The organism is Cognatundibacterium rugosum (genome assembly GCF_014284365.1).
In the GTDB taxonomy this organism is placed as follows: domain Bacteria; phylum Pseudomonadota; class Gammaproteobacteria; order Burkholderiales; family Burkholderiaceae_D; genus Undibacterium; species Undibacterium rugosum.
Genome location: NZ_JACOGG010000012.1, coordinates 96,423 through 109,924, shown reverse-complemented (window position 1 = coordinate 109,924; position 13,502 = coordinate 96,423). Strand labels below are relative to the sequence as shown.

Sequence of the window (13,502 nt, the reverse complement as noted above, 5' to 3'; positions counted from 1 at the left end):
CTGAAGGAAAAAATGTACACCTTAATTGCAATACTTCTTGCCTATCTGATTGGCTCTGTTTCTTTTGCTGTCGTAGTCAGCCATGCTTTTGGTTTATCTGATCCGCGCACTTATGGTTCCAAGAATCCTGGTGCAACGAATGTGCTGCGCAGCGGTCATAAAGCTGCGGCAATTCTGACCTTACTAGGCGATGCGCTCAAAGGCTGGTTTGCGGTCTGGCTGGCACAGCATTTCAGTGCGCAGTTTGGCCTGGACACGATGGCGTTGGCGGGCGTGGCACTGGCTGTGTTTATTGGACACTTATGGCCGGTCTTTTTCAAGTTTATCGGTGGTAAAGGCGTGGCGACTGCGGCCGGGGTATTGATCGGTATTGATTCGTGGCTGGGACTGGCAACGCTGGCGACCTGGCTGATCATTGCCTACGCTTTCCGTTACTCTTCGCTGGCGGCTTTGATGGCTTCTCTGTTTGCGCCTTTGTATTATGGATTTTTGTTTGGCCCCGACCCGATGATGTTGGCGGTATTGATCATGAGTGGCTTACTGATTTATCGCCATCGTCAGAACATCGCGAATCTGATGGCAGGTAAGGAAAGCAAAATCGGCAGCAAAAAGAAATAAACTGAATCACATCGACGCCATGAGAGCCTGGCGCTCTCGTGGCAAAGACGCATATTACTGTCGCCAGTTAAATAAAGTTTCAATTTAGTAATTCTTCAACTATCATCAAGTAGCAAGATCCGGATTTGTTTATGTTTTCCAGGAGTGCAGTGATGATGACATTCCCCAAGTTCAAAAATTTTTTGCAAATGTTGTTGTTCGCGAGCTGCTTAAGCGCTGCTTTGGTATGGGCGCAGGAGCAGGGGACGCCAGCTGAAGCAAAAGCCATGGTACAGCGGGCGATAGACAGTATGAAAAAAAATGGTGTTGATAGTACCGTCGCTGACGTAAATAAAAAAGATGGGAAGTATCAGGACCGTGATCTGTACATCGTTGTGTATGACCTCAACGGTAAAAATCTCGCCCATATCAATCCCAAGATGATAGGCAAAGATCTCTCCGATCTGAAAGATGCCGATGGCAAGTACTTCGTACGTGAGCGCATAGAACTAGTGAAAAAGAAAGGCAGTGGCTGGCAAGATTACAAATTCGTCAACCCGGTTTCTAAGCAGATAGAGCCGAAATCCATGTATGTCGAAAAGTACGAGGGTGTGATTGTAGGTTGTGGGGTCTACAAAAAAGAATAAGTGCTCAGCCTGTCCTTGCTGGGTGCGGATTGACAATGCAAGGCATGGACAGGCTGGCAGCCTTGTTATGCCGGTTCGAGCTCCTGCAATGGCCAGCGCGGGCGCACATTAAAACCATAATCAGTCGTCGCCAGTGCAGGATTGTTTTTCAGACGCATTGCTCCTGCAAAGGCTATCATCGCACCGTTATCGGTACAGAACTGTAATTCAGGGTAATACACCGCAAAGCGTTTTTTGCTGGCGGCAGCATTCAGCGCTTCTCTAAGCTGACGGTTAGCACCCACACCTCCCGCAATCACCAGTCGCTTTAAGCCCGTGTGCTTCATGGCATTTACACACTTAGCGACCAACACATCCACAATCGCCTCTACAAAGCCACGCGCGATGTTTTCCTTGTCAGTCTGGCTCAACGGTGATTCGGACTTTTTGACGACGGTCAGCACTGCTGTTTTCAGACCGGAAAAGCTGAAGTTAAAATCTTTGGAATGCAGCATGGGGCGCGGGAAGAGGTGAACCCCGGTTTGACCACGTTCCGCCATCGCTGAAATGGCGGGGCCGCCTGGATAGTCCAGACCAAGTAATTTTGCCGATTTATCAAAAGCTTCGCCTGCCGCATCATCCAGGGTTTCACCCAACAACTGGTACTGGCCCACACCGTCGACCCGCATTAATTGGGTATGGCCTCCCGAGACCAGTAAGGCGATAAATGGAAATGCTGGCGCAGGTGTCGCGAGTAAGGGCGACAGCAAATGCCCCTCCAGATGATGTACACCCAGCACAGGTTTATTCAACGCCATCCCCAGGCCGCAGGCAAACGAGGCACCGACCAGCAGTGCCCCAGCCAGGCCCGGGCCCTGGGTATAGGCGATCGCATCGATATCTTGCTTGTGCTTGCCCGACTTTTGCATCACTTCCTGCAGCAAGGGTAGTGCGCGACGAACGTGATCGCGTGAGGCCAGCTCTGGTACCACGCCGCCATATTCCTGATGCATCGCGATCTGTGAATGCAGGGCATGGGCAAGCAGACCGTGCTCGGTATCATACAGAGCCAGTCCGGTTTCATCACAGGAAGATTCAACGCCTAAAACTATCATAGGAAATACTCAAAAATGACGACATGCCAGGTCGGCATGCAAAGGCGCGATTATACCTTCGTCGGGGTTTTAGCGTGAATCTGAGCCGGCAATTGGTAGGGCAATTCAAAATAAAAAGTAGCACCCTGACCAGGTATGGATTCGAAACCCACCTGTCCTCCCATATGTTCAACCAGTTCACGCGTAATGGCCAGGCCCAGACCGGTTCCACCTTTTTCACGGGTATCAGACGAATCTGCCTGTGCAAATTTCTGAAAAATTCTGCTTCTGAATTCCTTTGGAATGCCATTGCCCCGGTCCGTGACACTGATACGCACATAGTCATTCTGCAAACTGGTTGAAATAGTCACGGTTTCTTGTTGAGGCGAATATTTAATGGCGTTGGACAGCAAGTTAGAAATAATTTGCATGAAACGCTGACTATCGACAGAAATCAGGACTTCAGGTACAGGTTCATTGATAGACAGGCTTATCTGCCTCTGTGCACCAAAGGTGGTATTCGTTTCGACGGATTGTTGCAGTAAGGGGATTAGGGCCAATTGCTGGATATGGAAGTGCATTTTGCCTGCGCTGAGCTTTTCCATGTCCAGTAAATCATCAATCAGATAGGTCAGACGCTGGCTATTTTTACTTGCGATATTCAGCAGCGGTGTCAGGCTGTCCGGCAAGGTACCGGTTGCGCCACCCAATAATAAGCCGAGTGCGCCCGAAATGGAGGTCAGTGGGGTGCGTAACTCATGGCTGACAGTAGAGATAAATTCACTCTTAATTCTATCCAGCCGTTTGCGTTCAGTAATATCGCGCATCAATCCTATGTAGAGGGGGCGCCCCTGACGGGTTACGGCAGAGACGGACAGATCGAGCGGGAATACATTACCGTCTTTTCTGCGTGCTTCGATTTCTTTTGCGGCGCCCAATACCGCATGCTCGTCCAGGGCGCGTCCCTGAAAAAGATGTGCGGTGACTTGTGCATGCTCAGGCAAAAGCACGCTGAAATGCTGTCCGGTCAATTCATCGCGTTGGTAGCCAAAGATATTCGCCGCAGCCGGATTCACGGCGTCTATCTTACCTTTATGATTGACGGTGATAATCCCGTCGAGCACGTTGTCGAGTATTGCCTGCGTGTGTGCAGCCTGATCTTGCATCGCCTGTTCGCTGGCTTTGGTGGTGCTGATATCCTGAAAAATGCCGTACAGTTTGTGGATCTGGTAATCCTTGAACTGTGCCAGGCCGATCACACGCACCCAGCGTTCGTTGCCGTTGGCCGTGATGATTTTGAATTCATCGTCAAATTTTTGACCCTTAGTTACTGCATCGTGCAGCAGCGCCTGAATGCGTTCCCTGTGCCGGCCTTTTTTGTAGAAGTTCAACGCCTGTTCTTTATCACAATCGAAGTCAGGCGCCACTTCATGTATCTGTCGTGTGACTTTACTCCAATACAGTTTTTGGTTTGCCAAATCATATTCCCAGGTACCGATACGTGCGGCAGCATTCGACTGTTCCAACAACTCATAGGCGTGGGCGAGTTTTTCTTCTGCGAGCCTCTCCTGGGTCACGTCCTGGTGACTGCCAGACATCAGTAAAGGTGTGCCGTCTTCGCCCCAGTTGACGACGCAACCCCGATCTCTGACCCATATCCAGTGTCCGTTTTTGTGACGCAGACGTGTCGTCAGGTCATAGTAAGGCACGTCACCGCTGAAATGCTGTTGCAATAAGCGACTCGCGATTTTCAGGTCATCGGGGTGGCACAGATTCAGCCAGGTTTGTGTCGTTGTGGGAGACAATTCTTCCAGCGTATAACCCAGCATTTCCGCCCAGCGTTCATTAAAGATGGCATTGCCGGAGGGAATATGGCATTCCCAGGTGCCTATGTTAGTCCCCTCGATGATATTGGCGAGCCGCTTTTCACTCTCTTCATGCTGACGCTGTATGCGATCGGCGTTGACCAGCTGGCCTAAGGTGATTTGCATAGGCTGCAGAAAATCAGCCAGCTCCTTGCTATAACCACCCTTGCGGTTCGCCAGGCCTATCATTGCCAGTAATTTGCCATCATGATGCACCGGTATACCCAAAAAAGTGTTGAGTTCAGGATGCCCTTGCGGAACGCCCATAGAGCGGGGATCATTTTTGACATCGTTCGCAATCACGATTTCTTGCGTTAGCAAGACTTGTCCAAATAAAGTCCGGGTATTGGTGAACTCCAGACCATTTGCAAGATTCTTTTCAACGAAATCTTTGGATGTCTGACTCCAGGCGATATCGGTGATGGAGTAGGTTTTCAAATAAGGCGCATGCAGTTTGTCATACAAGACTTCACCTACAAAGCCAAATGCACTCTCTGTGAGTCGCAGCATGTCTTCAAGTAAGGTATCAAAACCTTTGCTGCGTTCTTTACCTTTGATGAATTGCGTCTGAGCTTTTGCAATCGCGGCATTCATCAATTCCTGCATAGCGAGTGAGCGGTTTAACTCCATGCGCCGCAGCGTTGCATTGACCCAGTCGCCCAGAATATTGATGAACTCCTTTTCCGTACCGGAATAAGGATTGGCCCGGGCAACTTTATCTGAAAATCCCAGTGTGCCATAGCGCTTGCCATCCATGAACAAAGGAATACCGATATAGGTTTCCTGCTTAAATTGCAGATAGCTGGGATGCAGGCGGTAGGGACTGGCAAACACATGTTCTACTGAAAACACGCCATGTTCACGGCTGACCAGGTCGGAGTAGGTTTGCGAGCGCGGGAAAATTTGCCCTTCCAGATTGTCACAAGTCTCGGGATGCTGCACCAGGATTTCCATTCTGTCGTCTGGCAGCTTATGCGATATCACGCCGGTGGTGAGCTGTAAATACTGGCAACCCAGTGCCAGCGTCTCGCGTAACAGCGTAATCGGATCTTCAAAGCTCAGCGATGTGATACGGGTCAATGTCAGCAGTGCATCATGCTGGCGTTGTGCCTGTTGATTGGCAATTTCATGTTCTACGCAAGCAGCAAGTTCACACAGCAGTTTCTCTTCATGCTCGCTCAGCTGACGCGGCTGATCATCGATTAAACACAGGCTGCCCAGTCTCTGCCCGTTTGGTGCATGTAACGGAGCGCCTGCGTAAAAGCGGATATACGGCGTATCTACGACCAGAGGATTATCCTGAAAACGCGGATCTTTGGTCGCGTCGCCGACCAACAGCAATTCAGACGAGAGTATGGTATGCCCACAGAAGGAGATATCTCTGGAGGTTTCAACGATATCCAGGCCCTGTTTTGATTTTAACCACTGACGATTGGCGTCAATTAAAGAAATTAAGACTATTTTGCATTGAAACAGTTGTTGTGCCAGCCTGGTGAGCCGATCGAAGCGCTCTTCCGGCTGCGTATCGAGTAAGCCACATTGCCTCAGTGTTTTAAGGCGTAGTTTTTCGTCATGGGGTAGGTCCGGTGGCTGCATAACTTAAACTGGCTATCAGGTGAGTTCGGGGCTGAGTAAATATTCCTGAACGATGCAAACGATAAATCAGGCTTTAGGCCCTGCACTTTGCTGCGATCGAAAAAATCACTTTGCTTCAGAAATACTTCATTTACATAATAGTAATAGGAAAGTCATTTCTTTTTCGGGGAAATGCAGGCTAAAAACAAGAGAATTATGTTTTTTGCGACAGTGGTATGTGTAAGTGCATCCACTCTTGCAAAGAGTTACCGTACAAGGGCTTGCTGAGAAGATAGCCTTGCATGGCGTCACAACCAAGTTCAGACAGGGTTATTTTTTCCTGTTCCTGCTCTATCCCTTCTGCCACGACGTGCAGATTCAGACCATGCCCCATTTCGATGATGGTTCTGACTAATTTCTTAGTAGCGTCAGCATGCTGAATGTCCGATACAAAGCTGCGATCGATTTTCAATTCATTGACCGGCAATTTTTGCAAATAGGCGAGTGATGAATAGCCTGTGCCGAAATCATCAATAGACAGACCTACACCAGTATCTCTGAGCCTGTTGAGTAATTCTATTGTCGCTTGCGGATCTTCCATGATGCCGCTTTCTGTCATTTCAATTTTGAGCAGATGGGGGGCGACATCATATTTTTTGAGCAGACTGACAACGCGCTCAGGGAAGCTGCGGTCACGTAAATCATAAGTGCTGACGTTGACTGCGATACTGAGATCCGGGTAATGCTGTTTCCATGCATGGAGTTTAAGTAAGGCGCTGTCCAGCATCCATTGTGTGACGATGCCAATGTAACCGGTTTTTTCAGCAAATGGAATGAATTCTGCCGGAGAGATAAAACCACGTTCAGGATGTTGCCAGCGCACCAGTGACTCAAATCCGTAGATGCGTCCATTTTGCAGATTGAGTTTGGGTTGTAACCACATTTGTAGTTCAGACGCCTTGACAGCGGAGCGTAAATCAGACAACAGGCTTAAGTGGCTAAGGCGCGATGCTTCCTGTGCATCGTTATACCAAGCGCTTTGCCGTGTATAGCGTTTGGCTGCATACAAGGCGACTTCCGCATTGCGCATCAGACTGATCAGACTGATTTTTTGTTCAGTGACGATAGCAAAACCATAGACCAGACTCACATCAACGGCATGTTGATGACAGCGTACAGGCTGGCCCATGGCAGCATCAATCCGTTCAAACAGTTCTGTCACAGTGTCTTTATGTTGTGCCGGGAAGAGTAAAGCAAAAGCGCCACCCGTGAGTTTACTCAGTAAGCCTGTCTGTTTTGTATCGCCGGTTTTCACGACTTCCTGGATACGTTTGGCGACATCAGCGATGACATAGTCGCCCGTGTCGAAACCCAGGGTTTCATTAATGGTTTTCAGACGCGCCAAATCCATCAGTATCATCCCGTAGTGTTCCAGCTCTCTGTGTTCAAAGGCTTTGAGCAAGTAGGTACGGTTCGGCAGATGTGTGATGGGATCGTAGTAGGCAAACTGCTCGATGTCACTTTCGCGCTGCGCAATCGCTGCTGACATCAGATTTAATGCCGTCCCTACCCGGGTCACTTCTTCTGTATTGCTGGCAGGAACCTGGGACTTATAATCGCCGGAGGCAATCCTTAGTGCATTTTGCTCCAGGATAGCTAAGGGCTTGATCACGCTGCGTGTGGTCAGCCAGGCGAGAACGGCGGCAAACAGGATGATGACTGAAGAAAGAATAATCACCAGCAGGCCAGTTTTTTCCAGTTCATCCTGGGATTGCAACTGATGCTGTTGTACCAGTTTTTGTTCATAGTCGAGCAGGATTTTTGACTCTTGCAGTAAAGCTGACAGGGCAGGCTGTACATCTTCGACGAAAGTCTGTTTAGCGATTTCCTGCCCCTGATCTTCGAGCTGGTTGACCATCTCATTGAAGATGCGGTAGTAGTTTTCCTTACGCAGTTTCAGTCTTTGCAGGTTGTCCAGCTGCATCTGATCGGTCAGATTACTTTCCAACGATTCGATCAGATCCGTGATCTGGCGATTTTTGACATCCACAAGCGCGTACTCAATTTCGCGTTTTTCACGACTGGAAGTCAGTAACTGCAACAGGGCATTACTGACGCTCTCGGCAGAAAGGCTCAGCGCCTGCACATCAAGCAGGCTGCGCATTTCTTTTTGAGTGAATTCCTTATTTCTGGCTGTCATTTTCTGTATTTGTGAAAATGGCATGAGTATCAGCGCCGCGATCAGTATCAGGAGTAAGCCATAGCTGATAGCAAGCCGAACGCCGATGCGACGGAATCCTAGTTGGTTGATCAGTTTTTCTAACAAGGCTGGTTTCCCATTCGTGCTGGAGTAATGTGTCAGGCAGAAATTAGTCGCTGCTCCCCGGTTAAGAGGATAGGTAATGAGTTAGCTGGTGAGATCTGAATCAGCGTACCCATGGATAGCGAATCTGTACTAGCTGTTTAACAAAGGGCTATCTTACGCCCGTGGCGCTTGGATATCAGTGTCGAACCTGTACAAAAGTATATCCTTACTTCACAGCATCATCGACATTTTTTAAGTTCTTTACTACCCGCAGAAAAGGGGAGCAGGCGACTCAGCACCAGCCCGGTAATTAATTCTTCAGCTTCGTCGAAATCCTGATCCTGTAAGGCCTGATGACCGAGCACCAGTCCCATCTGTGTTGAGAAGTCCGCATATGACTGGGTCATGGCCCAGATGGAAAACAACAGATGAGCCGGATTGAGGGCAGCCATTTTCCCTTCGCTGATCCAGCGTTCAAAGATGGCGATGTCTTTTTGCATCAGGGGCAGGATTTTCTTTTGCATCGCATGGCCATACACAGGCGCACCGCTGATGACCTCCATCGCATATACACGCGACGCCTGAGGCTGCTCCCGGGAAAATCTGAGTTTAGCGGCAATATAGCTGCGAAGCAGACTAGCCGGCTCCTGACTGTCGTCTGCCAGGATGTCCATTTTTTCCAGCCATTGATCGAGTATCTGATCGAGTACGCACAGGTATAAGGCTTGTTTGCTGGAAAAATAGTAGAGCAGATTTTGTTTCGATAAGCCTGCTCTGTCCGCAATATTTGCCAGACTGCTGCCTGCGTAACCGGATTCAGCAAATACTTCAATGGCACAGCGCATGATCCTGGCCTCGGTCTGGTCGCGCAGATCGCTCTGCTTTTCTGTACGCTCATTCGTACGTTTCTCTGTGCGCCTCTCCATCTCACAGACTCCGCAGAAATTGCTGCAATAAGGGCGCATCACACCAGGCGATATTAAAGCGCCACCATGGATAGGGCGATTCCTGCAGGCTGAAGAAATGATCCGGTGCCAGTAATATGCCGGCCTCTTGTGCCTGTTGCGTGAGCTGATGCACGCTCTGTGTCGCGTTGGGCAAACCGGCACTGACAAACATGCCCCCACGCGGTTGTGCCAGCAGTTGCAGGCCGGCGCATTGCAATATTTCCTGCGCTCTTAACTGCCCCTGATCCAGCTGCCGTTTTAGCCTTTCTGTCATGCGACGGTATTGGCTGGAGCTGAGTGCATGCAATACGGCGCGCTCATTGATTTCTGAGGTCGTCAGCCCGGCCAGCATCTTGACCCGTAACAGTTCACCGGTGAGCGAGTGCGAGGCGCAGATTGAACCGACCCGCAGTGCAGGCGACAACACCTTGGAAAAACTGCCTACCCGTATCACGCGTCGCAAGCCATCCATGGCCGCCAGCGAAGGCTCAGGACGAGGGCATAATTCACGGTAAATATCATCTTCTACCAGCCAGAAATCGAATTGCTCAGCCAGCGCGAGTAGGCGATGGACCTGCGGCTGGCTCAGACTGGTGCCGAGTGGGTTGTGCAGCACCGTGTTGACGAACATGATTTTAGGCTGATGCAGCACGGCTTTTTCTGTCAGCACATCCAGTTGCAGGCCGCTGGCATCGCGCGGTATGCCGACCGGTATACAGCCATGATGACGTATCAGAGAGATCAGATTGCTGTAACCCGGAGTCTCCACCAGGACCACATCACCCGCTTTGCACAGAGTGCGCAGGATCAGATCAAAGGCATGGGTCGCACCATGTGTAAGCAGTATCTGTTCGGAATCGACAGCGAATAAATCTTGAGACAAGGTCTGCGCCAGATGCTGGCGCAGGCTGGGAAAACCTAGCGGATTGCCATAACCGCGCATGCGCTGGCTCGGAATGCGCATTGCTTGTCGTACCGAATCGAGCAAGGTGTCGTCGCCAACCCATTCTGGTGGCAGCCAGCCGGAACCGACTGGCAAGGCCGTCGACACGCCGGAATACAAATCCGGACTCAGCGCATCCTGTATCAGCTGTGGGCTGGGTGCAGCCGGACTGACCAGATTGGCAGGCCGGTTTACAAAATAACCGGAGCCACGGCGCGAGCTCAGTAAGCCCAGCGTGATCAGCCGCTCATAGGATTCCACCACAGTGAAAGTGCTGACCGCATTACACTTCGCAAACTGACGCACCGAAGGCATTTTGCTGCCCTGAGTCAGTGACTGTTGTTTGACTAGCAGGCTGACTTCTTGCACGATCTGCTCGACCAGACTAGTGGCTTTGCGACGCTCCAGACGTAGTCTGGGCCACTGCTGTATGGCGTCGTCCGGCCCGGCTGCTTGTTCAATCACGTCCATCGCGATCCCTTTTGATGTGAAGATGGTTCTGACTGTACAGCTGTCTTTGCCTGTACGGTTGGGAAAATGAGTGCTCGCTGTATATGTCACGCCTGCATAAGCTTATTTAAGATTTCAACATATTTTTACCACTTGGTAAATTCTTTCAGGGGACAGCGTATGCTTAACAAACAACAGCTCAATGCCTATTGGATGCCATTCACGGCAAATAGGGACTACAAAGAAGCGCCGCGCGTGGTGGCATCGGCGTCTGGGATGTATTACCGCGATCAGCAGGGACGTGAAATTTTGGATGGCACCGCCGGTCTGTGGTGTGTGCCGCTGGGACACTCGCATCCGACCATTGTGCGTGCGGTACAGCAAGCCGTGGCGACACTGGATTACGCACCTGCATTCCAGATGGGCCATCCGGACGCGTTTGAACTGGCGGAACAACTGATCGCTTTCAGCGGCCATCAGTTTGGTCAGGTGTTTTACACCAATTCCGGATCGGAAGCGGTGGATACAGCGATGAAGATGGTGCTCGCTTATCACCGTGTGCGTGGTGAGGCGCAGCGTACCCGCTTCATCGGCCGTGAACGTGGTTACCACGGTGTCGGCTTTGGCGGTATGTCGGTTGGTGGCTTGCCCGCGAATCGCAAACATTTTGGGAATTTACTGGGTGGCGTGGATTATCTGCCACATACCCATAATCTGGAAAAAAATGCGTTTAGCCGTGGCTTACCAGAGTACGGTACCCACCTGGCGGATGAACTGGAACGTATCGTCGCCTTGCATGATGCCTCCACTATTGCCGCTGTCATCGTCGAGCCCTTGTCTGGTTCGGCTGGTGTGATTCTGCCACCGAAAGGCTATCTGAAACGCTTGCGTGAACTGTGTGACAAGCACGGCATCCTACTGATTTTTGATGAAGTGATCACTGGTTTTGGCCGCATGGCGACGCCGTTTGCAGCCGATTTCTTTGATGTGCGGCCCGATCTGATGACGACGGCCAAGGGGCTGACCAATGGTGTGGTGCCTATGGGGGCCGTATTTAGCCGTTCCATAATTTACGACACGCTCATGCAAAGTCCGGCCGGTATTGAATTCTTCCACGGCTATACCTATTCCGGCCACCCATTAGCTTGCGCTGCCGGACTGGCTTCGCTGCAGGTCTTTAAAGAAGAGAAGGTGCTGGAGCATGCGCAGAGCATGACGGCGTACTGGGAAGATGCACTGCACTCGCTCAAAGGATTGCCGCATGTGATTGACTTACGTAATGTCGGCCTGATCGGTGCGATCGAGCTGGAGTCTATTCCTGGTAAGCCAGGTGCACGTGCGATGGCGGCTTATAAGCAAGCCTTTGCAGAAGGTGTGCTGGTCAGAACCACGGGCGACATCATCGCCTTGTCGCCGCCGCTGATCCTGGAAAAACAACATATCGATCTGCTGTTCGGTAAATTACATCAAATCCTCAAAAACCTGGCCTAAGCATGAAGACCTATCAAGTAGAACATTTTATCCATGGCAGCCTGCATCAGAGCCGTTTGCCACGTTACGCCGATATCTTTAATCCGGCTTATGGCACAGTGCAGGGACAAGTGGCGCTGGGCGATGCAGACGATGTGGCATTGGCGGTTGCTGCGGCCAAACAGGCTTTTCCCGGCTGGGCCAATACACCAGCCTTGGCACGCGCGCGCATACTGATGAATTACCTGAATCTCTTGCATCAGCACAGCGATGAACTGGCCGACATACTGACGCGTGAACATGGCAAAACCACGGCCGATGCCAAAGGTGAAATCGCACGCGGCATCGAAGTCGTGGAGTTTGCGATTGGTATTCCACAATTACTGAAAGGGGAGTATTCCGAGCAAATCGCGCGTGGCATCGATGCCTGCAGCATGCGCCAGCCACTGGGAGTGGTGGCCGGGATTACGCCATTTAATTTCCCGGTCATGGTGCCGATGTGGATGTTCCCGATTGCACTGGCCTGCGGGAACACCTTTATTTTGAAACCTTCAGAACGTGATCCTTCACCTTCATTGTTGCATGCGCGCTTGCTGCGCGAAGCCGGTTTGCCGGATGGGGTATTCAATGTCGTGCAGGGGGATAAGCAAGTGGTGGATGCATTGCTGGATCATCCTGATGTACAGGCGGTCAGCTTCGTCGGTTCCACGCCGATTGCTGAAGCGATTTATGCGCGTGGCTGCGCCAATGGCAAACGGGTACAGGCACTCGGCGGTGCCAAGAATCATATGGTCGTCATGCCGGATGCCGATCTGGATATGGCGGTCGATGCCTTGATGGGTGCGGCCTATGGCTCTGCGGGTGAGCGCTGCATGGCGATTTCGGTTGCGGTGGCAGTGGGCAGCACGGCTGATGCGCTGGTAGAGCGCATGGCAGAACGCGTACGCCTGCTGAAAGTCAACCATGGCAAAGTCGCTGACGCAGAGATGGGGCCGGTGATCACCAAAGCCGCACAACAGCGCATAGAACACTTAATTACTGAAGGTGTGCAGCAAGGCGCGACGCTGGTGGTGGATGGGCGCGGCTATGTGGTACCAGGTTGTGAGCAGGGCTTTTTTACCGGTGGTAGCCTGTTTGATCATGTGACGCCTGAGATGAGTATTTATCGTCAGGAGATTTTCGGCCCGGTCTTATGTGTACTCAGGGTGCCCGATATGGCGGCAGCGGCTGAACTGATTAATCAGCATGAATATGGCAACGGCGTTGCTGTATTTACCAGCGACGGCGGTACTGCCCGTGAATTTGTGAGGATGATACAGGTCGGCATGGTCGGTGTGAATGTGCCTTTGCCGGTACCGATGGCATTTCACAGCTTCGGTGGCTGGAAGCGCAGCCTGTTCGGTGATCATCATATTTATGGCCCTGAGGGCGTGCGTTTCTACACCCGTCTCAAAGCCGTGATGCAGCGCTGGCCGGATAGTGTCAGTAAAGGTACAGAATTTGCTTTTCCGCAGATGAAGTAAGTTTGCATTGCCAGGCTTGCGGTTGAACTGCAGGTCTGGCAGCGCAATTGAGCACTTAAGTTGATTCATGTTTCAGGATGTACCTATGTATATGTAGCAATGACGAT

General features: G+C 51.1%; 9 protein-coding genes. 4 read left to right on the top strand and 5 right to left on the bottom strand.

Annotation, left to right across the window (positions count from 1 at the left end; translation table 11 throughout):
• The first annotated feature begins 12 nt into the window (after positions 1–12).
• A complete protein-coding gene (plsY, locus tag H8K47_RS12400; protein ID WP_186881726.1) occupies positions 13–618 on the top strand; it encodes a glycerol-3-phosphate 1-O-acyltransferase PlsY in 606 nt (201 codons plus the stop codon).
• A 152-nt stretch (positions 619–770) separates the two neighbouring features.
• A complete protein-coding gene (locus H8K47_RS12395; protein WP_230405198.1) occupies positions 771–1,244 on the top strand; it encodes a cache domain-containing protein in 474 nt (157 codons plus the stop codon).
• 65 nt (positions 1,245–1,309) lie between these two features.
• Here H8K47_RS12395 and tsaD read toward each other — a convergent pair whose 3' ends face one another.
• The 5 genes from tsaD to H8K47_RS12370 form a co-directional block, all read right to left on the bottom strand.
• Positions 1,310–2,338, bottom strand: coding sequence for a tRNA (adenosine(37)-N6)-threonylcarbamoyltransferase complex transferase subunit TsaD (gene tsaD, locus H8K47_RS12390; protein WP_186881725.1), 1,029 nt, complete (start codon positions 2,336–2,338; stop codon positions 1,310–1,312).
• Between the two features lie 50 nt (positions 2,339–2,388).
• Positions 2,389–5,778 (bottom strand): PAS domain S-box protein, encoded by a 3,390-nt coding sequence (locus tag H8K47_RS12385; protein ID WP_186881724.1) that lies wholly within the window; start codon positions 5,776–5,778, stop codon positions 2,389–2,391.
• Positions 5,779–5,971: 193 nt separating this feature from the next.
• Positions 5,972–8,083 carry a putative bifunctional diguanylate cyclase/phosphodiesterase gene (locus H8K47_RS12380; RefSeq protein WP_186881723.1) on the bottom strand — a complete coding sequence of 704 codons (2,112 nt, stop codon included), beginning with the start codon at positions 8,081–8,083 and terminating at the stop codon, positions 5,972–5,974.
• A gap of 218 nt (positions 8,084–8,301) precedes the next feature.
• On the bottom strand, positions 8,302–8,988 hold the full coding sequence (locus H8K47_RS12375) for a TetR/AcrR family transcriptional regulator (RefSeq protein ID WP_186881722.1): 687 nt from the start codon (positions 8,986–8,988) through the stop codon (positions 8,302–8,304).
• 1 nt (position 8,989) lies between these two features.
• Positions 8,990–10,423 carry an aminotransferase-like domain-containing protein gene (locus H8K47_RS12370; protein WP_186881721.1) on the bottom strand — a complete coding sequence of 478 codons (1,434 nt, stop codon included), beginning with the start codon at positions 10,421–10,423 and terminating at the stop codon, positions 8,990–8,992.
• 159 nt (positions 10,424–10,582) lie between these two features.
• On the opposite strand from H8K47_RS12370, the gene aptA reads away from it, so the two are divergent.
• Positions 10,583–11,893, top strand: coding sequence for an omega-aminotransferase AptA (aptA, locus tag H8K47_RS12365; protein WP_230410198.1), 1,311 nt, complete (start codon positions 10,583–10,585; stop codon positions 11,891–11,893).
• 2 nt (positions 11,894–11,895) lie between these two features.
• A complete protein-coding gene (locus H8K47_RS12360; protein WP_186881720.1) occupies positions 11,896–13,395 on the top strand; it encodes a CoA-acylating methylmalonate-semialdehyde dehydrogenase in 1,500 nt (499 codons plus the stop codon).
• Positions 13,396–13,502: the final 107 nt, after the last annotated feature.

What these genes read in the sequence shown, in the direction of transcription:
- plsY (WP_186881726.1), top strand. Translation starts at nt 13, where the DNA reads ATGTACACCTTAATTGCAATACTTCTTGCCTATCTGATTGGCTCTGTT.
- H8K47_RS12395 (WP_230405198.1), top strand. Translation starts at nt 771, where the DNA reads ATGATGACATTCCCCAAGTTCAAAAATTTTTTGCAAATGTTGTTGTTC.
- tsaD (WP_186881725.1), bottom strand. Translation starts at nt 2,338, where the DNA reads ATGATAGTTTTAGGCGTTGAATCTTCCTGTGATGAAACCGGACTGGCT.
- H8K47_RS12385 (WP_186881724.1), bottom strand. Translation starts at nt 5,778, where the DNA reads ATGCAGCCACCGGACCTACCCCATGACGAAAAACTACGCCTTAAAACA.
- H8K47_RS12375 (WP_186881722.1), bottom strand. Translation starts at nt 8,988, where the DNA reads ATGGAGAGGCGCACAGAGAAACGTACGAATGAGCGTACAGAAAAGCAG.
- H8K47_RS12370 (WP_186881721.1), bottom strand. Translation starts at nt 10,423, where the DNA reads ATGGACGTGATTGAACAAGCAGCCGGGCCGGACGACGCCATACAGCAG.
- aptA (WP_230410198.1), top strand. Translation starts at nt 10,583, where the DNA reads ATGCTTAACAAACAACAGCTCAATGCCTATTGGATGCCATTCACGGCA.
- H8K47_RS12360 (WP_186881720.1), top strand. Translation starts at nt 11,896, where the DNA reads ATGAAGACCTATCAAGTAGAACATTTTATCCATGGCAGCCTGCATCAG.